The following is a 25,757-nucleotide window of genomic DNA, read 5'->3' on the forward strand; positions in this document are numbered from 1 at the left end:
AAACTTTTTCAGAGAAACTTACAATAATCTCAATTATTCTTTGTACCTTTGCCGATAGATTAGGCGGAAGCCTTTTCCAAGACATCGTTGGTAAAAAAAGCATTCGCTATTATTTCGCGTTTAGCCAAGAGCGTCGGAAACTCATTTGGAATAACAAGCACGGAAATAATATGTGATAGGTGGCTCGTATATATATGTTTCGTATGAAGCCCCTTATCTACCAGGTAAAGCAATGCAAGCACGCTATAGGCGTGATGCATTCTTATGGTAGATCTGGGGCTCCATCCGACGCCGCCCCGTGCTAAACGCGATAAGAGGCATCACGCCCTTTTTGCGTCTTAGCGGATTGATAGTTGTTTGCAGATGTCTTGTCTTATAACTATCAATCAAAAGTATATGGCAAACAAAAATCTGAATGCCGCCAAGACGGCAAAGAAGGATGAGTTCTATACTCAACTTTCTGACATAGAGCGAGAATTGCAGCATTATTGGCAGCACTTCCGCGGGAAGGTTGTGCTCTGTAATTGTGATGATCCCTACGAAAGCAACTTCTTTAAGTATTTTGCTCTTCGCTTCAACCAGTTGGGTTTGAAGAAACTTATTTGTACCTGTTATAATGGTTCTCCTGTAACGGGCAATGAACTCATGCTCCATTTTGAAGGATTTGGCGATGAAGAACCAAAGAAAATTGCCTACAAAGTGGAGATTACGGAAGTAAAAGATGAAAACGGAGATGGGGCTGTTGACCTATCGGATGTTCGTTATCTTTTGGAGAACGACAAGAACGTGATGTCGATATTGCAGACTGGCGACTTTCGTTCAAGCGAATGCATTGAACTCCTAAAAGAAGCAGATATCGTAGTTACAAATCCTCCATTCTCTTTGTTCCGAGAGTATATTGGGCAGTTGATGAAATATGATAAGAAGTTCCTGATAATTGGTCCTCAGAATGCGATTCATTACAAAGAAGTTTTTCCTTTAATTAAAAACAATCAACTTTGGTTAGGTTATGGCTTCAAAGGTTGTGCAGCTCATTTTTATTCTCCATATGAGGACATCGCAACAGCTGCCAATCATCGGGAAAATATGATTCGTGTTTCAGGCGTTACCTGGTTTACTAATCTCGAAATTTCTAAACGTCATGAAATGTTAGTAATGGTTTGTCGTTATTCAAAAGATGATTATCCTAAATACGACAATTTCGATGCTATAGATGTCAGCAAAACTATTGATATTCCCTGTGATTATGATGGGATTATGGGAGTACCCGACACCATGCTTTACGCATTTAATCCTGAACAATTTGAAATTATCGGTCTCGGTAATGGAGATTTAGCTAAGGAAATAGGAATTACAAAAAATTATAGAGGACGAACAGATTTGGCCTATACCAAAGAAGGTAAACACAAATGTCCTTATAGTAGAATATTGATCCGTAACAAACATCCACAAACATTATGATGACAATTAAACAACTTGAAGTAACCATCGGTGAGATAACCAAGGGTTACATCAACAATGAAGAACAAGGAGTACGTGGCTATAATGGGCTTTTGGATATCCGTCCACCTTATCAGCGAGAATTCATCTATAACGAAACCGAACAACGTGCCGTCATCAACACCGTGCTTAATAAATATCCGCTCAATGTAATGTACTGGGTGAAGAGAAGTGATGATGCAGAATGTCCTTATGAGGTAATGGACGGACAGCAACGCACTCTTTCACTATGTCAGTACGTAGCAGGAAAATTTGCAGTTGATTTTAAATATTTCGATAATCAACCAGCCGATGATCAGAAGAAAATTCTCGACTATAAGCTGACAGTATATGTTTGTGAAGGTAAGGAGTCAGAAAAACAGGAATGGTTCAAGACCATCAATATTGCCGGCAAGCCATTGAATGAGCAAGAAATCCGCAATGCAGTTTATGCAGGGCCTTTCGTTAGTGATGCAAAACACCATTTCTCCAAAAGCAATTGCGGGGCTTATCGCCTAGGTAAGGATTTGGTAAATGGTTCACCTATCCGCCAAGACTTTTTCAAAAAGGCTTTAGAGTGGATGGCGGAACATGAAACTCGCAATGGAAAGCCACAAAGTGCCGTTGGCTATATGGCGATTCATCAACACGACAAGAATGCCATTCCTCTTTGGACTTATTTTCAAAACGTACTGAATTGGGCCATTTCTACTTTCAACATGAAGAAATTCAAAATCATCATGAAGGGTGTGGATTGGGCTTTGTTTTATGACAAATATCATGAACAGCCATTGGATATCAAGGCGATGGAGGATAGAATCTCAGATCTTATCGGTGATGATGAGATTCAGAAGCCAAATGGTATTATTCCTTACGTGTTAACTGGCGATGAGCGTTATCTGGATCTTCGTACTTTTAAGGATAAGGTTAAGAAGGCAATATGGGAAAAACAGAACCATAAATGCGCCATCTGTGGCAAAGAGTTTGACTTTGAATTTATGGAGGGCGACCACATCAAGCCTTGGCGAGAAGGTGGAAGAACCGACATCAAAAATTGCCAAATGCTTTGCCGACAGTGCAATCGTAGTAAGGGGAGCAAATAAAATAGTTAAACCTTGTTATTCTCCTATTCTATTGTGGCAGTTGGCGCTTTTTCGTTGTGACAGTTGGCGCTTTTTCGTTGTGGCAGTTGGCGCTTTTTCGTTGTGGCAGTTGGCGGAATTATTTCTTCTGATACACCCTTACATAATCGATGAAATACTTCATCGGTACTCCTACACAGATTTCCCAATAAAAAAAGCCTGGCTTCTATTTCTCCCCAAGAAGAGAATAAGAAGCCAGGCATTCCTGTATTCAACTTATTTAATCTTTATCTCGCCAAATCATGCAAGGTCTTGTTGGCAGCATCATTGATAGCATCATGGGCTTTCTGGTGAGCCTCATTCACCTTTGTTGGCAGCCTTCTGGTTGACAAAGGGGAACAAGGAGAACCCGCAGGTCCTGAGTTTCTACTCAGGACAAACGAATTTATCTCCAGTCTGCTTGATTAGCTCACGAGCATATTTCTCTGGATATCCCGGACGAACTGGGCGTGCACCGAGACCCTCCTTCGTACGCTCGAAAGTTCCATTCTTGGTGGTTGGCTTGATGATCATATCATTATACTTCACCACGAGATAAGTATGGAGCTGCTTCCAGCGACCGAGCATCTGCTGCGCCTTCTCTACACCATAATCGTTGAGGTACTTCACTGCCTGCTGAGGATTCTGGGCATAGAGTTCGAGCGCCTTGTCCTCCACCTGCTTCTGGGCAGCAAAATAACTGTTGTCGAGACTGTCGCGAACCTCCTTCAAACTTGGGAACAACTGGCTGTAACGTGGATAAACCATGTTGCTCACCATATTGCAAACCCAGTAAGCATTCTTGTCGCTGAAGGTCACGGCATCTGCGCCAGGCGTATTGTAGCACTCTGGACGCACGGTAGAACTGCAGTAGATAGGTGTAAAGGCCACCATGTTGGCATCATCATTGCCAAACCAGAGCACACCACCGATCTCGCGTGGCAACCAGGAACGCATCTGGCTCACATATACGAAACCACTCTGCTGGGTGCTGACAGGGCGCTCGTTGAAGCACTGCTTGCCATCCACCTTGAATGTCAGAGGAGTTGGACGGTAAGGCATCTGCCAGATACCGCCACCGATATCATCGCCATCAGCCACAGAGAGCGGAGTACCCTCATAATGGTCTCTCATGCAAGCCTCTACATCCTTTACGCTCACCTTCTTGTCAGGAATCACCCAGAGTGGCATATCCTCAGCATTCGGATCCTTGCCGAGTGCCCAAGGCAGATAACGGCTCATATCCTTGAAGTGGTTGAGCAAAGCCCAAGCACGGGCATCGCAGAAGCGGCGACCCGAGAAATCTGGTTTGGCATAAGCCATCTTCCAGGAGAAGTCAGCATTCTTGCCGCTGAACCAGCCCTTGCTGCGTGCAAAGGCTACCACGTCCTTGGCAAACATGACATTCTTCTTGTCCTTCATATTAAACTTGCCGATGCGACTCTGATTGGCATGGGCACAGATAGCCTCATCAGGGATGCGCTGAGCCACCCAGACCACGCCCTTGCTGCCCGGTCCCTTGCCCATCATCTCCATGATCCAAGCCTCGTTAGGATCACAAATGGTAAAGGTCTCACCTTCTGAATTATAACCGTAGGTCTGCGCCAGTGTAGTCATCACCTTGATAGCCTCGCGAGCGGTCTTACTGCGCTGCAAAGCCACGTAGATGAGTGAGCCATAGTCTAAGATACCGGTAGAATCCACCATTTCCTCGCGACCACCATAGGTAGTCTCGCCGATGGTCACCTGATATTCGTTGATATTACCGATAACACTGTAGGTCTCGGCAGCCTCAGGAATCTCTCCGTGATAAACATTGGTATCCCAGTCGAAAATCTTGCGCATCTCGCCCTTGGCATGCTTGCCCGCAGGATAATGGGCGAGATTCTGGAACATACCATAGTCGTCGGCACTGTAAGAGCACATCACCGAACCATCTACAGATGCTTTCTTGCCCACGATGAAATTAGTGCAGGCATCAGCCTCAGATACACTGCCCATCATAGCCACAGCCATCAAGGCCGAAGCAAAAATCTTATTCATAAAATATACCTTTATTAATATACACCTAAATGCAATGTGGAGTTAGAAAAGTCTCCTAACTCCACAAAATTATTTCAGAAGAACAAAGAGAAAAGCATTTGAATTCTTCACTCTTCCCTCTTCACTTAAATCACTCTTAATCACAAGCCTTGAAACTCATGTCCAAGCCCTTCACGCTATGTGTCAAGGCACCTACAGAGATGAAATCCACACCCTGCTCGGCATAGTCGCGGATGGTATCGTAGGTGATACCGCCAGAAGACTCAGTCTCATACTTGCCAGCGATGATATCCACCGCCTTCTTGGTATCAGGCACAGAGAAATTGTCGAGCATGATACGGTTTACACCACCGTGCTTCAAAACCTGGTCGAGCTCATCAAAGCTGCGCACCTCGATTTCGATCTTCAGGTTGAGACCCTTCTCCTTGAGGTAAGCATGGCAACGGTCGATAGCATTGTCGATACCACCAGCGAAGTCGATATGGTTGTCCTTGAGCAGGATCATATCGAAGAGACCGATGCGATGGTTCATACCGCCGCCGATCTTCACAGCCTGCTTCTCCAGCATTCGGAGACCTGGAGTAGTCTTGCGGGTGTCCAGGATATGAGTCTTGGTACCCTCAAGGCGCTTCACGTACTTGGCGGTCATGGTAGCGATACCGCTCATACGCTGCATGATGTTGAGCATCAGGCGCTCAGTCTGGAGGAGAGAACGGGTCTTTCCAGTCACGATCATCGCGATGTCGCCCTTCTTCACAGGAGTACCATCCTGAATGAGAACCTCCACCTTCATGGTAGGATCAAAGCGAGCAAACACCTTCTTGGCCATCTCTACACCAGCCAACACACCATCTTCCTTGATAAGCAGATGACTCTTGCCCATCGCATCGTCAGGGATGCAACAAAGGGTTGTGTGGTCACCATCACCGATATCCTCAGCAAATGCCAAGTCAATCAACTTGTCTTCTAATTGATCTACGCTTAACATAAATATCCTTTTTAAAAATTAATGATTCTTGTTTTTATTCTTTTAAAGCCTTAGCTCTGCATCTGAAGCCTTAGTTTCTTTTTTAAAGCCTTAGCTCTGCATCTGAAGCTTCGACCTCAGTTTTATTCTAAAATTCTTCCATTCCAGTAGGCTCTCCGGATTCCTTCCTCATCGCATTTCACCTCGATGAGTCCGCCCAACCATTCCGTCATGGGAAGTTCATCCCGAAACTCGAAATAGTTGACCACCCTTCCTTCCATCAGTTCCACCACAGCCTGCTGCAGTCTGTCACCTCCCGGAAGTCGAACCTCATGAGCGCCGCACCTTCTGATTTCTTCCATTCCCATTTCCTCCTCTTATCTTCTTTCATCCTCCTTTATCATTAATTCCCTCTAAAATCCCCTTATTTTTTAGGGGGACTTTTCTCTTCTTTTTAAAAGCCCCTTAAGAGAGAGTTTCTCTCTTTTTATTATTTAGAAGGAATCTTTTCCTAAATTCTCTTTCCTTCAATCTTTCCAATCCTTATCATTTCACTTCTATCTTCTGAAGTCTGTCTGGCGGAACGGCAGAACCGCCAGGACCGGATAATTGAGGACGAAGAGGAAGAGAACGGCCTGATACAGGAGAAACCGATGAACCTGATGGAGAACCAGCAGATGAGCCTGAAACCGAACCAGGAGTTGATCCAGAACCTGGATTCCCCGGAGCATTAGGCCCCCCATTTCGAGCATTGGCAGAATCCCCTGCTACATTCTGATTTCCCATCGGCTGCGGTTTCATGCGAAGCTTCACGAGCCTGATATGATGTACGAACATCAGCTTCATGGTGGTATAGGATTCTGCACCACCGAAATCGCCCACGTTCAGGAGGAAATATCCCTTCACACTCTTGATGCCCAAACTGTCGCGGTCTTCCACCTGAATAGAATAACTCTGCGAACTGGACATACGGGAATTGCTGTAAGCCACACTGTCGTTCTTGAAGGTGACGGCAAGCATCGCCACACCATCGCGCATACCCTCCTGGAAGAGGAACTGCGCCTGGAAATTGAGCATCAACTTATCGCCCTTATGGAACGAAGTATCCACCGGCACCTCAAAACTATAATAGTTGTAAGGCTTGTAAGTACTGAGCACCATCGCAGAAGGACCCTTCCAGATATTGGCAGTATCGCTGGAAACCATATTGCCCAGACTGTTCAAATCACTGACGTCAGCACCCATCGCCTGCGCCTCAGCAGTAAGCCGGTCGCCCAAATTCACATAGATGTCGTGGAGCAGTTTCGTATGGCGCATATAATAGACCATCGACGAATCAAACTCAGCAGCCGTAATGCCATGTTTCTTGAAAACAGCCTCTCGATAAGTAATCATCGCTGCACCTCCATCCTGGCGGGAATTATCGTTGGCCATCGCCTCAGCAATATGAAAGTCGTAGAGCACATTCTCCATCTCCTTCTCGGAAAGATACTCTCCCGGCACCGAAGGCTTACAAGAAGCAATGCTTGCCAAGAAGCTGATACCCAAGAATATACCCCAAAATGCTTTATTCAATGATTTCATTCTTATTCCTTTTCTTGTTCATTTTCCTTCTTTCCTCCTCCCAACTGTTCCAGTTCCTTACGACAGAAAAGTAGGAGCGAGATGACACCTACAGAAACGCAGGAATCAGCGAAATTGAATACCGGGTCGAAGAAAGTACCATGCTGCCCTCCAAAGAAAGGCACCCAGTCTGGCCACGTATAAGTGAAGAATGGGAAGCGGAACATATCCACCACCTTGCCCATCAGCACACCAGCATAACCCGTTCCGAAAGGCACCATATAGGAAACATATTCGGTGGATGAAGCCGTGAAGATGAGACCGTAGAAGATGGAGTCCAGCATATTGCCGATGGCACCCGTCAGTACCAATGCCACGAGATAGATGTACAGTTTGCGGTGGGTTCCGCGCTGAATGATGCGGCGCAGATACCAGAACAGCACACAGATGGCAACAAGCCTCAACAGACTGAGCCAGAACTTGCCGATGAACGACATGCCCCATGCCATACCATTATTCTCGACGAACTCAATATAAAACCAATCTGTAACACGAACCGACTCGCCAAGGCAAAAATGGGTTTTGATATAGAGCTTGATAATCTGGTCGATAATCAAGAGAATCACTACCATTGCCGTGACGAGCCAGCCTGTCTTTACCTTTTTATTTTCTTTCATTTATTTACGATTTCTTGCCTCCTTGGAAGCTACACTCAATGTGGCATGAGGAACAGCACGAAGACGCTCTTTAGGAATCAGCTCACCAGTTTCACGGTCGATACCATAAGTCTTGTTTTCGATACGGACCAGCGCTGCCTCCAAACCCTTGATGAATTTCTGCTGGCGCTGTGCCATCTGTATGATCTCTTCCTTACTCTGGGCCTCACTACCCTCTTCGAGAGCCTTGTAGGTAGGTGATGTATCTACGATATCATTACTGTCGGAATGATTCAGCTGAGCCATCATCTCCTTGTAGTTCAAACGAGCCACTTTCAATTTCTCTTCAATAATAGCGCGGAACTCCTCGAGCTCCTCGTCGCTATAACGTAGTTTTTCGTTAGCCATAGACATTTATTGTTATGCAGTTATTAATCTTGTTTATTTAGTTATTTTTGTTTCCGGATAAACAGCAGAAGTTAGAAGCAAACAGTTGGGGAAACTCCTTCTTGAGGGGAATTCCGGCTCCACTCGGGAGGGACTCCGTCTCTGCTTTTCGGGGATATTCCTGACTCCTTACTTCTAACTCCTTACATGATTTAATTCTTCTCTACGAGAATGTTCAACTTAAAGTCATCAAACTCGGTCTCAACGCCTGCGTTGTCACCGATTTCGATGCTGTCTGCCAATACCTGACCCTTGATGTAGTCGCCGAATGCCTCGATGGCTGCATTGGTCTCCTCATTGGAAGCCACAGTTACGTTGATGCGGTCGGTAATCTCCAAGCCGGTCTCCTTGCGGAGGTTCTGGATACGGTTGATCAACTCACGAGCCATACCCTCCTTCTTCAATTCAGGAGTCAACTCTACCTCAAGCGCTACGGTCAGATTGCCCTCGTTAGATACGAGCCATCCTGGGATATCCTCAGAGATAATCTCCACGTCGGCTACCTCTACTACGGCTTCCTGTCCGTCGATATTCAATGTGATGTTGCCTGCCTTCTCGAAAGCTGCAATCTGGTCCTGATCGAGTGCTGACATCTGGGCTGCAACACCCTTCATCAGCTTGCCGAACTTCTTACCCATCACTCTGAAGTTACACTTCACCTTCTTCACGAGAATGCCCTGACCCTCAATGAAGTTCACCTCCTTCACGTTCACCTCGTTCTTCAACAGACCAGCTACAGCCTCGATGTGTGCTTTCTGTACATCATCTACGGCAGGAATCATGATCTGCTGGAGTGGCTGGCGCACCTTAATGTTCACCTTGCGGCGCAATGCCAATACCATAGAAGTAATCTTCTGGGCGATGGCCATACGCTCCTCCAAGTCTGCATCGATAGCAGCCTCATCGGCTACAGGGAACTTGTCGAGATGTACGCTCTCCAACTCGCCGCCCAAGTCGTGATACAACTCGTCAGCATAGAATGGAGCGAATGGTGCCAAGAGCTTAGCCACTGTCATCAGACAAGTATAGAGAGTCTGGTAAGCGCTCAACTTATCCTCGCTCATCTCCTTACCCCAGAAACGTTTACGGTTCAGACGAACGTACCAGTTAGAGAGGTCGTCGTTGACGAAAGCGTCGATGAGACGGCCTGCGCGGGTTGGATCGTAGCCAGCCAACTCTCTGTCAACGCCCTTGATGAGGGTATTGAGTGAAGAGAGAATCCAGCGGTCGATCTCTGGGCGCTTCTCGAATGGCACCTGAGCAGCCTCTGCATCGAAACCATCTACGTTAGCATAGAGGGCGAAGAAGCTGTATGTATTATATAAGGTACCGAAGAACTTGCGACGGGTCTCATCTACACCGTTAGGGTCGAACTTGAGGTTGTCCCAAGGCTCACTGTTGGTCATCATATAGAAACGAACAGGGTCGGCACCATACTTATCGATCATCTCGAATGGGTTGGTCACATTGCCCACGTGCTTACTCATCTTGTTGCCCTTAGCATCGAGCACGAGACCAGAAGAGATGACGTTCTTGAAAGCTACGCTATCAAATACCATGGTAGCGATGGCGTGCAGGGTGAAGAACCATCCACGGGTCTGATCCACGCCCTCGTTGATGAAGTCGGCTGGATAGAACTTAGGAGGAATAGCATATCCCTCGTAGGTGCTGTGGATGAGTGCATCGCGGTCTGCCTCTGTGCCACGAGCCATCTCACCCTCGAATGGGTAGTGGAGCTGGGCGTAAGGCATTGAACCTGAATCGAACCAAACGTCGATGAGGTCGCTCTCACGATACATTGGCTTGCCCTCCTCGTTAACCAAAACAATCTTGTCAACGTATGGACGGTGGAGGTCAATCTTATCATAGTTTTCCTGACTGTAGTCGCCAGGAACGAAACCATTCTCCTTCAATGGGTTGCTCTGCATGATACCGGCAGCCACAGACTTCTCGATTTCAGCATAGAGTTCCTCAAGACTGCCGATACACTTCTCGCCACGGTTCTCGTCACGCCAGATTGGCAATGGAGTACCCCAGAAGCGGGAACGTGAAAGGTTCCAGTCGTTCAGGTTCTCAAGCCAGTTGCCGAAACGGCCTGTACCAGTGCTCTCAGGCTGCCAGTTGATGGTCTTGTTGAGTTCTACCATGCGCTCCTTGCGGGCAGTATCCTTGATAAACCAGCTATCCAATGGATAATAGAGGATAGGCTTGTCGGTACGCCAGCAGTGAGGATAGTTGTGCACGTGCTTCTCACTCTTGAAAGCCTTGCCCTCCTGCTTCAACTCGTAGCAGATTACGATGTTCAGGTCTTCAGCCTTATCAGAAGCCTTCTTGTCCCAAACACCATCCACATTAAACTGTGGGTCGTAGGCATTCTTCACGTAGTCGCCTGCGTGATGAGCGTATGCCTCCTTGTTGACGCAAGCGCTTACGAAGTTGGCATCGAGGTCTTCGATGAGATAGAACTTACCCTGCAGGTCAACCATTGGGCGGGTTTCGCCCTTCTTATTAATAAGGTAGAGCGCAGGGATGTTGGCATCCTTGGCTACCTTGGCGTCATCGGCACCGAATGTAGGAGCGATGTGCACGATACCTGTACCGTCATCGGTAGTAACGTAGTCGCCGAGGATGACGCGGAAAGCCTCACTGTCCATCTCAACGAACTTATCGCGACCATCCTCAGAAGCAAATACCTTCTCAGGATGAGCAGCAGCATATTCTGTAACGAACTGAGGCGCGAAAGCATCTACCTTCTCGCATGGCTTCACCCAAGGAAGGAGCTGCTCGTAGTGCAAACCTTCGAGGTCGGTACCCTTCATGTGGTCGATGATGCGCCATGGGCACTGCTTCTTCTCCTTGTCGAATGGAAGGAGATCGCCCTCCTTGCACTCCTGGTCAGCCTTCAGATAAGAACCTACCAGCGCCTCAGCCATCACGAGTGTCATAGGCTCGCCATTGTAGAGGTTGTAGGTCTCGATGGCTACATAGTCAATCTTAGGACCCACACAGAGAGCCACATTTGATGGCAAAGTCCAAGGTGTAGTAGTCCATGCGATGAAATATGGTTTACCCCACTTGGTCCACTCAGCCTTAGGATCCTTGATGAGGAACTGGGCTGTGGTGGTGAGGTCCTTCACGTCGCGGTAGCAACCAGGCTGGTTCAACTCGTGAGAACTCAAACCGGTACCTGCGCCTGGAGAATAAGGCTGGATGGTGTAACCCTTGTAGAGCAAGCCCTTGTTATAGAGCTGCTTGAGGAGCCACCAGAGGGTCTCAATATACTTGTTATCGTAAGTGATATAAGGATGATCGAGGTCAACGAAGTAACCCATTTTCTCGGTCAACTCGCGCCACTCAGCGGTGAACTTCATCACGTTCTCGCGACACTTATGGTTGTAGTCCTCTGTAGAGATATACTTCTCAGAAGCCTTGTTGTCAATATCCTTCTTGGTAATGCCAAGTTCCTTCTCGACACCGAGTTCAACAGGAAGTCCGTGAGTATCCCATCCCGCCTTGCGGTGTACCTGGAAACCCTTCATAGTCTTGTATCTGTTGAATGTATCCTTGATACTACGAGCCAACACGTGGTGAATACCCGGGTGGCCGTTAGCTGATGGAGGTCCCTCGAAGAAGATAAACTGAGGGCAGCCTTCACGCTCGTCAATAGACTTGTGGAAGATGTCGTTCTTCTCCCACTCTGCTAAAACGTCATTGTTGGTCTTTGTCAAATTCAGACCATTGTGCTCGGCAAATTTCTTAGCCATATTATCTGTATATTTATTATTATTTTTACTTTTGGGCGCAAAGTTACGAAAAAAATATCTTTCCACCGAATAATCGCTTTTAAATTTCTATAATTTTTCCATTAAAAATCCCGATTTAAACATCAGAATCGCTCTTGATGCTTAAATCGGGAAACAATATCATGTAGGGCTGGCAACGGAAACCATCCCATAATCATTACTTTTAAATCATTATTTCAAAGCCTGACCAGGTCTATAACTCCTACACCAAGCCTACAGGCTTTCTGCTTCCTGCAACCAGATGGTAGAAGTGGCATCCGAAGGCATACGCCAGTCGCCACGTGGGCTAAGGCTCACGCTACCCACTTTCGGACCATCAGGCAAGCAACTGCGCTTGAACTGCTGATTGAAGAAACGACGCACGAATGTCTTGAGCCATTTCTTGATGGTTTCTTCATCATAACTATCTGGGTCATTATCACTTATCTTCACTCGTTCACCTTGTGATTCAAGGAAGGCTTTCTTTGCCAAAAGATAGATTTTGGAAGGACGGAAGCCGAAGCGAAGGAAGTAATATAGGAAGAAATCGTGCAACTCGTATGGTCCCACCAGATCTTCCGTTTTCTGCTTGATATTGCCATTTTCGTCGGCAGGTATCAGCTCCGGACTGATCGGCGTATCGATGATATCCTGCAAAGTGATGCGGCTCTGCTCGTCCACCCCACTCTCAGCCACATAGTTGACCAAGTGGCGAATCAATGTCTTAGGGATGCTGGCATTCACGCCATACATACTCATGTGGTCGCCATTATAGGTAGCCCAACCGAGCGCCAACTCAGAGAGGTCACCCGTACCGATTACCATACCGCCACACTGGTTGGCAAGATCCATCAGTATCTGTGTACGCTCGCGCGCCTGCGAATTTTCATAGGTTACATCATGCACCTCCATATCATGCCCGATGTCCTCGAAATGCTGGGTTACCGCCTTGGCGATGCTGATTTCACGGATGGTGATGCCGAGACTCTCCATCAGCGTGATGGCATTATTGTAGGTGCGGTCGGTGGTTCCGAATCCCGGCATAGTGACACCGATGATGCCCTTGCGGTTCATGCCCAATTTATCGAATGTTTTCACGCAAACCAACAAAGCCAACGTAGAGTCGAGTCCACCACTGATGCCCACCACCACGGTCTTGGCATGGGTATGTACGATGCGCTTCGCCAAACCCATCACCTGGATATTGAAGATCTCCTCGCAGGAAGCCTTCATATCGGCAGTAGCTGGGATGAAAGGATGCGGATTCACTTCTCGCTCCAATACAAAATCACGGACATTCTCGGCAGGATGTGTATCTATCACGGAGATACCAAACTGCTTATTGAGCACGGAATATTTGATATTTCGCTGGGCATTCACGTAGGTAGAATTGGTGCGACGCTCAGAACGGAGCTTCTCCACATCTATCTGAGCCACAACCATTTGATCCTCTAAGCTAAAACGTTCACTTTCACCTAAAAGTGCACCGTTTTCATAGATCAGGGCATTGCCTCCATAGACCACATCCTGGGTGCTCTCACCAAATCCGCAGGAACTGTAAACATAGCCCGTTATCGTGCGGGCACTCTGCTGGGAGAGCAGACTCTTCAGATAACTGTTCTTGCCTATCAGCTCATCTGTAGCCGAGAGGTTGAAGATGATGTCAGCACCCGCCAAAGCCAACTTGTTGCTTGGAGGCGCAGGAGCCCAAACGTCCTCACAGATTTCCACACCAAACTGGAATCCGTCAAAGGTACGGAAGAGCTGCACGTCAGGAGTCAGTTTCACCTTATGTCCGGCAAAACGGATTTCCTGTTCACGGAGGTCCTGAGCAGATGCAAACCATCGCTTCTCATAGAATTCACAGTAGTTGGGCAGGTAAGTTTTCGGCACGATGCCCAATATCTGTCCCTGCTGAATGACGATTGCACAGTTGAGCAACAGATCGCCAGCCACGACAGGAGCGCCCACGATGGCGATGATATCGAGTTTGCGGGTGAAATCGAGCAGCATCATCACGCTCTGTTCCGTTGCCTCCAACAGGATTTGCTGGCGGAAAAGATCCTGACAGGTATATCCCGTGAGCGAAAGTTCAGGGAAAGTAATCACCTCCACACCCTTGCCCTCAGCCAAGATAATCTGTTCTTCTATCTTCTGAGTATTGAAAATGACATCTCCCACACGTACTGCTGGGATTGCACTTGCCACCTTCATAAAGCCATATTTCATATTCATAATTCTTCACTCTTCGTTCTTCACTTAATCGTAACCTGAGTTGCTCCATAACCATACTCCTGGAAGGAAGCGTCCTGATAAGAGCAGGACTTATAGCGGTAGTTCAACTCATGCACGATTGCCTGACGGAGCACGCCCTCGCCCTTGCCATGGATGAAGATGATTTTCTGTCCTTTCTTATTTTTGTACTCCGCCATCGTCTTCTTGAACACATCCATCTGATAATGCAGGATGTCGGCGGAGTTCATGCCTGCGGTCGTCTCCAGCACCTCGTCGGCATGTAGGTCGATAACCACCGTGCCATCGTCCTTCTTCTGCTTCTTCTTGCTCTCGTTGGCGACGATCTTCTCGTCCTTATACATCTGCTCCTTCAATCTCTTGGAGTCAACGACCAATGGTCTTGCCACCTCATCATTCTCCACGATGGTGAAGAGCAAGGCAGGTGTCTCGAAGAAATCATTCTCCTCGAAGAGATGCAACTTGTAGAACTTCACAGGATCCAGGCGGAACTGCACGTCGGTAGCAGGCTTGAGGAGGAAAGGCTTATCCTTCTTGTAGGCCACCATCTGGATGGCGATATGTCCCATCTCATTAAGCACGTCACGACCGAATTCCTCGATGAAGAGCTTCGTGTTAGGCTCTACCTCTCCACAGCCCTTCAGCGTCCAGGCATTACCCTCAGCTACGAGATAGGTATATTGGATAAAATAGTTGCTGTCGTTGACGAAGTAAGTCTCGAAACGGGTATTCGTGATTTCCTTGATATCCACCGGTACGAAGGCAAGATAAGCGCTGAGCTTGTTGCCGCCGTCACGCTCACGGGCTGGAGCCTGGAAGGTAATCTCACGGTCGGCAGCATCATATTCGTCCACATTCATATCCACCTCCACATCATGCAGGTTGAGGATAGACTTGATGCTTCGACTGTCGTTCTTCAGTTCCGTGTTGGCACGTTCCTCAGCAGCCTGCTTGGCATCCATCTTGGCAGAAATCATCTTACCCATGGCATAGTCGTCCTGCTCCACCACTACCACGTCGTGGATGGAAGTAGGAATCTCGAAGCCATCCTCGTCCATCACCATCACGATATCTTTACCCTGGAAGCCGGAGATCTTTCCTCCTCCCACTTCACTCAGGAATCTTACTTTATCACCTATTTTCATCTTTGTTTTCTATTTGTTTGGTGCAAAGATACAAAAGATATTGTAAATGACGAAAAGTTTTATCTTTTTTATCACAATTCGTGCAGATTTCGATGAATTTGACGAAATACAATTCAGAGGAGGAAAACAAACGAAACAAAAAACCGGTCAAGCTCTACCAAAGAGCCCGACCGGAAAACTTATTACTTTGATTAATTAAAAATTGATATATTAGTATCTCTCAGAGAGAACGTATATCCCTAAGTATTTAAAGAGGGTTTATGATTACTTGATGACATACTTCTTGCCACCGCAAACATAGACACCTGGAGCGAGGATGTACTCAGCATCTGCCATGCTGCCTACCTCAGCTACCTTCTGACCATTGATAGAATAAATCTTCAACTTAGCAGGAGCCTTCTTGCTACCTACCTGGTTGATGCCTGTTGAGATAGACTCGTTGGTCTTACCGTCACGATTATAAACTGCACCGTTTACGAAATCGAAATTACCTGTCTGGTTTTCAGCATTACCATTGTTATTGAAGATGATTTTGGTAGGAGTACTTGTCAAATCGCCATCATACTTCCACATCCAAACATCAAGACCATTCTTCTTCTCACCAGTCTTGGTACATGCTACACCTGGCCAGTTACCACCAGTAAAGTTGTCTGTATCATTCCAAGCCCATACGTGGATGTCATTCCAGTTAGCAGGAGCGAGGAAGTAAGCATAGATACCTGTTGGAGTAGGAATAACGATCTCTTTCGTCTTGTTGAAGGTAGCAGAACCTGTCTTGGTTTCGTTATCTGCATTGGTTGCGCTCCAAGTTACAGTCTGGCTCTCGCCTTCCATCATGTCAGCACCGAGAGTGAAGGTAGCAGCCTTACCAGGGGTAAGAGCCACCTGCTCGCCATCACCAATCTTATACCAACCGCTCTTGGCATTGTTGCTCAATGTGGCAGTTACGGAGATAGTCTTCTGGAAGTCACCACCATTAGGACTCAAAGTAACCTTGGCTGCTGTGTTGACAGGAGCATCGAGCGTCTTGACACTTGAACCACCGTCATACTCCAAGTAGATATCGCCTGTGATACCAGTGATGTCACTTGACTGCTTGTCATTACCATTATTCAGAATCACATTGAAGCTCTCTACTCCATCAAAAGTCTTGTACCAGTAGTTGACACCACCAATCTCTTCAGGACCATCCATGGTCTTACCGTGCCATGCACCTGTCAACTCCTTGGCTGGAGTACCAGGAACCCAAGCATAGATAGTTGGAGACTTGTCTGCCTTTACATATACGGTGATAGCTGCGTTAGGATCTACCTTGGTATAAGTAACCTTACCAGTCTTCTCGCCTTCAGAGCTTGTAGCGCTCCAAGTCACAGTCTTGGTGTCCTTGAAGTTCATGCCTTCGCCGATAGTGAAGGTAGCAGCCTTACCAGGAGTCAAATCTACCTTGTCCTGACCCTCTATCTGGTACCAACCAGACAAGGCATCTTCAGAGAGTTTTGCGGTAACAGTTATCGTATTGGTACGGAAAGTACCACCAGCTGGAGAAAGAGAAACGCTTACTGGCTGAAGAGGAGCCTCGTCAACCCAAGTTGTACCAGCCTCTTCATTACCATCATATTTTTGACCGCCCAGAGACTTGGCTGTTGTATCGTAGATGAAAGCACCATCATCAATGAGCTTGCCACCCTTCCAGTCTTTCACGAGTACGCGAACCTGACCCTGATTATTAGGAGCATCAACGGTGATAGTAGGACCTGTGTAAGTCTTGCCTGTTACCAAGTCTGTATAAGTACCATCTGGGCAATCTGTGAAAGTAGCACCACCATTGAGGGCTACGAGTGCATAGTTGTCCTTATAAGCACGCTTGAAAGCGATACCACCATTGGCCTTACAACCATCTGTAGTCCACTGACCCTTACGGAGAGCAGGAACAGCCTGACGAATCTTGTTCAAACGGATGAGGTGCTGAGCCAAATCATGATTCAAAGTAGCAGCCACATTACCAGAAGCCTTGTATTCACCGAAGTCTGATGCTTCTACATCACCTGTGATATAACCACCGAAGTAAGCACGACCGGTGTTAGAAAGAGGACCATTAGGACCTTTATCAATTACTTTACCACGACGGAAACCAACCTCAGAACCATAATAGAGACATGGGATTCCACGGAAGGTAAACAAGAGAGAGAGGTTCTCAGCCCACTGAGCATCTGTACCACCGAAACGGTTGGTATCGCTAGGACCTGGACTATAGTCATGGCTATCTACATATACCACATTGAAAGTAGCGTCATTATAGCACTCATCGCCGCTTGCCATGCCGAAAGCCTGTTGGGCAGTGTTGTAGCTGTAGTGCATAGGGAAGTCAATGACGTTGAATCCGCTTGCCTGAGAATAGTCTGGCTCGTGCCATGCGCCATTGATCATCTTGGCATTGTTGCTCTGTGGAGAAGTTGTCTCCTTCAAGCAAAGCTGTTGTGGACCCACAGGCTCAGAACCCTCAGGAATCACCTGATTATCCCAGTAGCTTTGGCTTCCATCCCAAGCATCAAGCAAGGACTGATCCGACTTCCAGGTATAGAAGTAGCAAGAAAGATTGGCCTGACCTCTGTAGGTTACATCGTTCATACGTGTACAAACCTCACCATACATAAAGAAAGGTGCCTTGTTCAAGCGCTTGTCCTCGTACTTCTTACCGAGAGCTACAAATTTAGGGATGAACTCCTTGTTGAATGTCAAGCGGGAGATGTGGCCGGATGTATCAATACGGAAACCATCGACACCCATCTTGATAAACTGTCCATAGCAATCTACGAGATACTTAGCCACGTAGTCGTTCTCTGTGTTGAGATCCACACAGTCACCAGCAATCTGACCCATCCAACGGCTTGGGAAGTCCCAGTTCCAGTTGTTGGCTGTATGATGCCAATAGTTGTGTATATCGTGGTTATTGCCATCTGTATTCTTCATCAGGGCAAGACGACGCTGATACTGTGCCGTAGGCAAAAGACTTGGATAGTCACTACCTAATGTTTCGGGATTAGGAATCATACAAGCATTGATGTCTGCCTGATTACGAAGACGTGTATCGCGGTCGAACTCCTTGCAGAGCTTCTCCTCACCGAAGTTACCGGAGTGGTTGAGCACGATATCGAGGATAATCTTGATACCCTTTTTGTGAGCCTTGTCAATGAGTTCCTGGAACATCACGTCACCGCTCTTTTTGCCGTCACCGCTCTGATAACGGCAATCTACCTTGGAGAAATCCGAAGCATGATAGCCGTGGTAGTCATAACCGGACGCATTCTGTACGACAGGAGTAATCCAGATGGCAGTGAAACCTAACGCCTTGATGTAGTCAAGCTTGTCGATCACACCCTGGAAGTCACCTCGCCAACAAGGGTCCTTGGTACTCTTCTGTGCTTCCTGGTTATCCCAGCAGAGCACATTGTTAGCAGGATCACCATCGTAGAAACGTGTGGTAATCATGAAATAGATACTTTCGTCTCGGAAGTCTGTACGATTAGATGTGAAGACATCCGTCGCCATCGACTGCATTGAGACCAGAAGGAGCAGCAATGCCGTCCAAAGCTTCTTAGTAAACCTTCTCATAAATTGTGTTGTTAAGTTAAGATATTTAGTTATTTATCATTTGTTTGCAAATATAATAACAAAAGGTGTAAACAGCAAATAAACAAGCGCTTAACCCACACTTTTTATATGCAATCGATTGCACTAGAACGTAAAATATTATTATGCAATCGATTGCATAGAATCTTTCAAAGATTTCCGCCCAAAAGTTTGCATAATTAAAAACCTCTCTTAGACCATAAAGTAATGGTTTAAGAGAGGTGTAGTATTTAAACCTAAAAAATGCTTAAAGTAATTCTTTAAGTGCTTTCCTTACTTCAAAGTTAGGAATACCTAAAGTATAAACACCCTCGTCATAATCCTTGATGGTCAGATAACCGGATCTATAGAGTTCTTGACATCACGATAAGCCTTCAAACTATCCTCATATTCTTTCCTCATTTTTATATGATTTTCTGAAAGTTCAGCCAGTTCAGGCTTGTTCACTCAATTTCCGGATTACCTCCAGTGGAAGCTCGGTGGCCGTTGATACTTGCTCTTCAGAAAGACCCATTGAAAGAAGGCGGCGAGCTGTGGATTGCTTTTCTTTTTCCATTCCTTTAGCCATTCCTTTTTCCATTCCTTTAGCCATTCCTTTTTCCATTCCTTTAGCCATTCCTTCCGCCATACCTTCTTCACGACCCTTTTCCAAAGCCGTATCTATAGAGTTTTTGACATCACGGTAAGCCTTCAAACTATCCTCATATTCTTTCAGCTCTGTTGGGGTGAACTTCGCAATCTCGGCCTCCTCAAAGAGTTTAGTAAACACTTTCTCTTTCAAGGCAGCAGGACGCTTATCCAATCGGGAAAGGTTTTTCAATACATACAACCACTTATCATAAAGCGTGTCAAGCTCCTCCTCTGTCTTGTTGAACTTCGCTATCTCAACATACTTGAAAGAAAGTTTGTCATTAAAAACCTTAAAAGTCTTCTTATCAAGCAAGCCTACATCATGGTTGATATCATTCTTGTCAAATGCCTCTTCTTCCAAGTCGAAGTTCAGCAGAGCAACTGTATATACATGTTCAAGTTTGAAGTTCCATTCTGCCCCTTTTGGAGCCTGCTCACGGATAGGAAAAGTAGAATAGAACAAAGAACGATCCTTGAAGTACTTCTGATAAGCATTCTGCATTTCAACGATGAACTTTTCACCATGCTCATTTTCGCAATAAACATCAAAGATGGCCTTGCGCTCGGCAAAGACATCACCAACGTGCTCACTATTCAAGTACTTCACATCCTTAATGACCTGAAAACCATCAAACAGTGAATTCAAGAAATTGATGAGCAAATCCTTGTTAGGCTTTGTTCCAAAGATACGCTTAAAACCGAAATCGGTAAGCAAGCTAATATATCGTTCTTCTATCCGTTTCATATTCATCTCCTTTTAAAACGTTTAACTGAAATGTGATGCAAAAATAAGCTATTTTATCGAAAATACCAAAAAAAACAGCAAGAATCCTTCAAGTTATCAGCAAATTACTCAGAAAAAAGATTCTCCCATATTCAATGAGTTATGACGTTTATGAATTATAGAAATCTGCCCCATCCCCCTCACTAACAACCTGCTAAACGAAAAACGAGGATTGCATCCCTGCAACCCTCGTCTAACTTTAGTAAAAGATGATTAATAAAAGTTTGTTATATAAACTCTGTATATTTTTGTTTCAAACTCATTTCATCTGAATTTTCATTTAATCCCAGAGCGACTTGCTCTTGAAATTAGATTCAGTATCTTCCTCCTCATCGAAATCGTAATCCCAAGAAGAGAAGTCGTTTTCCTTGGCACCAGTTCCACCGTAATGGCTTTGATCTGAGTTGTTAAGTCCAGATGCCCCATTGAATCCTTCACAGAAAGTTTCTCCCGCAAAAGTAACCATAGTCATCTGTGGAATTATATACTTCTTTTTCATATCTTCAGTTTTTACTTATCCAATATTATTTAATTACGTATTTCTTACCATTGTGGATGTAAATGCCACCTACCGTAGGGTGTTCCACTTGCTGTCCACTCAAGGTATAATACTTACCGTCAAGCACTGTTTTAGATTCAACTACCCCCTGTATTCCAGTAACGTCATTATCTACAGCACCGAAATCAAAGAAGAGTGCAGGGATTTTCTTTGCACTACCTGACTGGTTTTGAAGCGCACTAAAATCATTGCTCGTACCCAAATTGAGCTTTTCCGCTATTGCTTTCTTTATAGAAAGATAGCTACTATTTGCATAGGTCAAGCCCTTACCATTGGAAATCCAGAATCCCAAAAGATAATCGTTTTGATTATAACCTTGTTTGTCTATTGCGTTATCCAAGCCTAAACCATGAATTGCATGATAGAATCCAAAGAGATAATTAACATTTTCTTCATCCGCTGTAGGAATATTCTTAGCTATAACACATTCTTCCAAGCGATTGTCTCCAGTATATTTCAACTTCTTATTAGTTGCCTCTTCCAGTGGAATAACCAAAGTATTATAAGTAATCAAAGACTTTCTCTTATGGAACACAGCACCAGGAACTTTAATATCTTCCTTCAAAGCCAAGATTACACCAGTATATGCAGGAATAACATCTTCAGAAGTATCAAAATTATTAATATTCTTCAATTTAAATCCTACGTGGTTATTTGCATCTGCAGCAGTAACCTCCGATACAACAAAGACATCCACATTCTTAGGACGCTTCCAAGCCGTTTTATCACTCCATGTTCTGAAGTATTGATAATTACCTTTATTCTTAATATTACGAACATTTTCCTCAGACATGTAAACTACATCTTTAAAATCACGAAGTTCCAAATCTCGGTTCTTTGAAATAGTATAGAAATATCTGTAAGATGAATTACCTCCCACAGTAGAAGTATAGATGTAGAATCTTACTGTCCAAGTACCAGCAGGACGGTTCCATATGATATTGAGATTTTCATCCGTACTTTCTGTCAGACCACTCTCTGTATAAGAAACCTCATTAGGATCAGAACGTGAAGCTTTATGACCTACTGGAGCAGTTTCATCATAAGGATAAATTGCTGCCTTATCCTCTGGATTTGTACCATTTTCAAACCAGTTGATTGCCTGTGTATGATTACCGACAAAGCGGAATGGCTTGTTCTTATTGTCTTCAGTAGTAGCTATGGTCAACTTATAGCAGTTCTCTGAAACATCAAAATCCATATCAGCAACATCAGAACCCCAATTCCATTCACCATCTGCAGTAGTAGTACCAGGAATAGCTGTACCTACCATTGAGAGGGAAGTAATAGTTTTACGACCTGTACTTAGAACCTCTCCACCAGTATTTCCCCATAACTCATTATGATTATTATTGCCTTTATTGCTATTAAATTCCCATGACGAAACACCTACAACATCATCATTTAATTTAAAAGTTCCATTTTTAGCATTAATTTTGTTGTCTGTGGTTTTTAGAGGCTTACCTCCATTACCCCACAAGAACAACTTTGGATAAGTAGAAAGAATATTTTCCAGATACACTACTTGATTTTTATACTCATCAAAAATATTTTCTTTCTTATCTTGATTCATTGCATTAGAAATCGCATAGAACTCAGAGCCCTCTTGTGCATACAAATTACCATAAAATTTACCAGCATAGAAATTTCCTTGATCGGATAGTACATTATAATTTTTTCTGTCAGAAGTTAAAGTCATAGCTGTAGCCTCCTCATCTGTACTCAGATAATAAGCAACACGCTTCATATCATCATATTTGATTGTCAACGAACTTGGCTCTTTCTTAAGATGGCCAATTGTAAGATAAATAGTATAAGAACCATCTTGACCACCTTCGGTAGTTTTTGTTCTACGGCTTTTCATATTCCAGTAGTTTCCATCTTTTTCTGAAATATCCTCACTTTTTTCCAAATTATTAAAGACGAGAGTTGCTGTATGATCCTCACCCATTACAGGATTAGTATTATCAATAATAGTTGTGGAATTCTTACCAGGGCCATAAACAGCAACAGGAGTTCCTGTTGCGTCCACACTCATTACCTGAGCTTTTGCAGTAAGAGTTGCAGGAATTTGCACCATATAAACGGCATTATCTTCTGCATCTTTTTTTTGCTCCTGGAATTTAAACACAGCATCTTTATAGTTGATTGTTTCACCATCAAAGTTGAAGAAGTTACCTACAAGATAATAACCCTCGCTGTATTTACGATTTGCAATTGGATTTTCACCAGAAGGAGTAGGAGGAGTTACAGTACCACTATCTTTTTTCTTACCATCAACCCATACTTTTGTTTCGCCTTTAATAACAACATGAATAGTAATGTACTCATAAGCATTTTTATCAAAAGAAACCTTCCAGGTATTACTGGACGAAGTTCCTTGTTCAGCACTTTTATATAAACTTGAGCCCCCTTCCTCATTAATTTCGAGAAGTTCACCATTCATTGAAGGGTAAAACTGTTTTTGGGGCGAGCTGTTAACACCTACTCGAAAGTAAAATTCATCAGCGCTATTACTTTCGATTTTAATTTTATAAGTATCACCGGACTCCAAATCCATTTTATGATTACTAGGGATATCGTAGCTTCCCCCGGCACCATTGATGCTTTCAGCTGTCATTAAATAAACATCATCGGCTGCCTTTACCGTTTGCGATATGGACAATAATGCCCAAACCGCCATTAAAAACATAAAAAATCTTTTCATCTTTTATTTATTTAGTTAAGTTATTATTTATATATTGTTCTAAGCTTCTTTGAGCAGCTAGATGACCTTGTACTTTTCTGTTAGGTAATCATCACTTCTTTTAGGAACTTATACGCTATTTTTAACTTTGTCTATTTTTTAAGATGAACATGCTTTTAGCAATATCCATTACTTAGTTAGAAACTTTTATTATACTTACTTTATTGCGGCAAAATTAACTTTTTTTTCCGAAACCTGCACATTTTTCCTCTAATTTTATACATATATTACCATGCAAACGTTTGCACAATCGGCATTTTTTAGCCAATTCCCTTTGTTATTCCGAATAAAATGATTAGCTTTGCAAAAGCAAATAGGCTGATAAGGTATTATCACCAGAAACTTAAAAGAACAAACCATGGCAGAATTGAAATTATATCCAGTAGGAATCCAGACTTTCGAGGAAATCATCACCCGAAATCTGCTGTACGTTGATAAGACGGAATATGTCTATCGCATGACTCATAGCGGAGGAAAACATTTCTTCTTAAGCCGTCCACGCCGTTTCGGAAAGTCACTATTGGTTTCTACCTTTAAGAGTTATTTTCTGGGAAAGAAGGAACTCTTCAAAGGACTCGCTATTGAAAAGTTGGAAAAGGACTGGACGGAATATCCTGTCCTGCATTTCAGCATGGCTGGCGGTAAACACATGGAGAAAGACCAGCTGGAAAGATATTTGGATTTCGAATTGAATAAACTGGAGAAACTTTTTGGTATTGATACTCCACGTCAGGATCCTAATACCCGTTTGGCAGATTTAATTATTAAAGCTTATCAGCAAACTGACAAGCAGGTGGTTGTACTCATTGACGAGTATGATGCTCCCCTACTTGATGTTGTGCATGAAGATTCTCATTTGAAAGATTTGCGCAATGTGATGCGTAATTTCTATAGTCCTTTGAAGGATTGCGAACCTATGCTTCGCTTTGTTTTCCTGACAGGTATCACTAAATTTTCGCAGATGAGCATCTTCAGTGAACTCAATAATATCACCAATATCAGCATGGATCATGAGTACGCTGGAATCTGCGGTATTACCAAGGAGGAATTGGAGACTCAGATGTCAGCAGATGTTGATGCTTTGGCAGTTAAGATGAATCTAACCCGAACTCAGACTCTTGATGCATTGCGAGAGTTTTATGACGGTTATCATTTTGCAGCTCAGTCACCAGATATTTTCAACCCCTATAGTCTGCTGAATGCTATGGCTAAAAGTAAGTTGGATTATTATTGGTTTACTTCTGGCACACCTACCTATCTGATAGAAATGCTTAAGAAATTTCAGGTAATGCCTTCTGATATAGGACGTTGTGAGGCTGACAAGTCAGACTTTGACGCACCGACCGAAATGATGGTGTCCATCATGCCTTTACTGTATCAAAGTGGTTATATAACTATAAAAGGATACGACCCTGAAACTGAGCTTTTCACGCTTGATATCCCAAACAAAGAAATCCGTGTTGGATTATATCGTAGTCTCTTACCTAATTATATAGGTATGACTACGCCTAAGGGAGCAACCACCATCGCAAAGATGTCGGCTCTTATTCGCCGTAATGATATGAATGGTGCTTTGCAGATGCTTCAAGCTTTTCTTGCCACGGTTCCGTATTGCAACAATGCGGATTCAGAGGGGCATTATCAGCAGATGATGTATGTGATATTCTCTATTCTTGATAATTACGTGGACGTAGAAGTTCGCACTCCGTCAGGAAGAGTGGATATGGTACTGAGAACAGCTACGCATCTCTATCTCTTTGAGTTGAAACTCAATAAGGATGCAGCTGCAGCGATGAAGCAGATTGACCTCAAGGAATATCCTAAACGTTTTGCTCTATGTGGCTTGCCAATCGTAAAGGTAGGCATCAACTTTGATGTCGCTACACATAATATTACAGATTGGAAAATAGAAGACGTGATGTAAGCCTAAATATTCCGACAAAAACACCTGA

At 44.5% G+C, this 25,757-nt stretch carries 16 protein-coding genes; 3 read left to right on the forward strand and 13 right to left on the reverse strand.

Annotated features, from left to right (window positions below; all coding sequences use genetic code 11):
- The first annotated feature begins 396 nt into the window (after nucleotides 1–396).
- Nucleotides 397–1,461 carry an adenine-specific methyltransferase EcoRI family protein gene (locus tag KUA50_RS05360; protein WP_218457560.1) on the forward strand — a complete coding sequence of 355 codons (1,065 nt, stop codon included), beginning with the start codon at nucleotides 397–399 and terminating at the stop codon, nucleotides 1,459–1,461.
- Nucleotides 1,458–2,582, forward strand: coding sequence for an HNH endonuclease family protein (locus KUA50_RS05365; RefSeq protein WP_256624320.1), 1,125 nt, complete (start codon nucleotides 1,458–1,460; stop codon nucleotides 2,580–2,582). Before KUA50_RS05360 ends, KUA50_RS05365 begins: the two co-directional genes overlap by 4 nt.
- A 405-nt stretch (nucleotides 2,583–2,987) precedes the next feature.
- Here KUA50_RS05365 and KUA50_RS05370 read toward each other — a convergent pair whose 3' ends face one another.
- The 13 genes from KUA50_RS05370 to KUA50_RS05430 form a co-directional block, all read right to left on the reverse strand.
- A complete protein-coding gene (locus KUA50_RS05370) occupies nucleotides 2,988–4,616 on the reverse strand; it encodes a dipeptidase (protein ID WP_413777450.1) in 1,629 nt (542 codons plus the stop codon).
- 163 nt (nucleotides 4,617–4,779) lie between these two features.
- On the reverse strand, nucleotides 4,780–5,631 hold the full coding sequence (gene nadC / locus KUA50_RS05375) for a carboxylating nicotinate-nucleotide diphosphorylase (RefSeq protein WP_218457562.1): 852 nt from the start codon (nucleotides 5,629–5,631) through the stop codon (nucleotides 4,780–4,782).
- 122 nt (nucleotides 5,632–5,753) lie between these two features.
- Complete coding sequence (locus KUA50_RS05380) at nucleotides 5,754–5,972, reverse strand: hypothetical protein (protein WP_218457563.1); 219 nt, start codon at nucleotides 5,970–5,972, stop codon at nucleotides 5,754–5,756.
- A gap of 184 nt (nucleotides 5,973–6,156) precedes the next feature.
- Nucleotides 6,157–7,194: a DUF4296 domain-containing protein gene (locus KUA50_RS05385; protein WP_218457564.1), complete on the reverse strand. Its 1,038-nt coding sequence runs from the start codon at nucleotides 7,192–7,194 to the stop codon at nucleotides 6,157–6,159.
- A 2-nt stretch (nucleotides 7,195–7,196) separates the two neighbouring features.
- On the reverse strand, nucleotides 7,197–7,850 hold the full coding sequence (locus KUA50_RS05390) for a lipoprotein signal peptidase (protein WP_022111629.1): 654 nt from the start codon (nucleotides 7,848–7,850) through the stop codon (nucleotides 7,197–7,199).
- A complete protein-coding gene (locus tag KUA50_RS05395; protein ID WP_022111630.1) occupies nucleotides 7,851–8,237 on the reverse strand; it encodes a TraR/DksA family transcriptional regulator in 387 nt (128 codons plus the stop codon).
- Nucleotides 8,238–8,428: 191 nt separating this feature from the next.
- Nucleotides 8,429–12,040 (reverse strand): isoleucine--tRNA ligase, encoded by a 3,612-nt coding sequence (gene ileS / locus KUA50_RS05400; RefSeq protein ID WP_218457565.1) that lies wholly within the window; start codon nucleotides 12,038–12,040, stop codon nucleotides 8,429–8,431.
- A 252-nt stretch (nucleotides 12,041–12,292) separates the two neighbouring features.
- Nucleotides 12,293–14,287, reverse strand: a complete 1,995-nt coding sequence (locus KUA50_RS05405; RefSeq protein ID WP_218457581.1) for an NAD(+) synthase — start codon at nucleotides 14,285–14,287, stop codon at nucleotides 12,293–12,295.
- Nucleotides 14,288–14,313: 26 nt separating this feature from the next.
- Complete coding sequence (locus tag KUA50_RS05410) at nucleotides 14,314–15,456, reverse strand: DUF2027 domain-containing protein (RefSeq protein ID WP_218457566.1); 1,143 nt, start codon at nucleotides 15,454–15,456, stop codon at nucleotides 14,314–14,316.
- A gap of 264 nt (nucleotides 15,457–15,720) precedes the next feature.
- Nucleotides 15,721–19,068 (reverse strand): alpha-amylase family glycosyl hydrolase, encoded by a 3,348-nt coding sequence (locus KUA50_RS05415; protein ID WP_218457567.1) that lies wholly within the window; start codon nucleotides 19,066–19,068, stop codon nucleotides 15,721–15,723.
- 451 nt (nucleotides 19,069–19,519) lie between these two features.
- The gene (locus tag KUA50_RS05420; protein ID WP_218457568.1) at nucleotides 19,520–20,467 is read right to left on the reverse strand and encodes an Rpn family recombination-promoting nuclease/putative transposase; all 948 of its coding nucleotides are present in this window, start codon (nucleotides 20,465–20,467) and stop codon (nucleotides 19,520–19,522) included.
- Nucleotides 20,468–20,780: 313 nt separating this feature from the next.
- Nucleotides 20,781–20,999, reverse strand: a complete 219-nt coding sequence (locus tag KUA50_RS05425) for a hypothetical protein (RefSeq protein ID WP_218457569.1) — start codon at nucleotides 20,997–20,999, stop codon at nucleotides 20,781–20,783.
- A gap of 25 nt (nucleotides 21,000–21,024) precedes the next feature.
- Nucleotides 21,025–23,766: a hypothetical protein gene (locus tag KUA50_RS05430; RefSeq protein WP_218457570.1), complete on the reverse strand. Its 2,742-nt coding sequence runs from the start codon at nucleotides 23,764–23,766 to the stop codon at nucleotides 21,025–21,027.
- Nucleotides 23,767–24,163: 397 nt separating this feature from the next.
- Between KUA50_RS05430 and KUA50_RS05435 the strand changes: the two genes are divergently transcribed.
- Nucleotides 24,164–25,729, forward strand: a complete 1,566-nt coding sequence (locus KUA50_RS05435; RefSeq protein WP_218457571.1) for an ATP-binding protein — start codon at nucleotides 24,164–24,166, stop codon at nucleotides 25,727–25,729.
- The last annotated feature ends 28 nt before the right edge of the window (nucleotides 25,730–25,757 follow it).

The sequence above is a fragment of the Segatella hominis genome, from assembly GCF_019249725.2.
Classification (GTDB): Bacteria; Bacteroidota; Bacteroidia; order Bacteroidales; family Bacteroidaceae; genus Prevotella.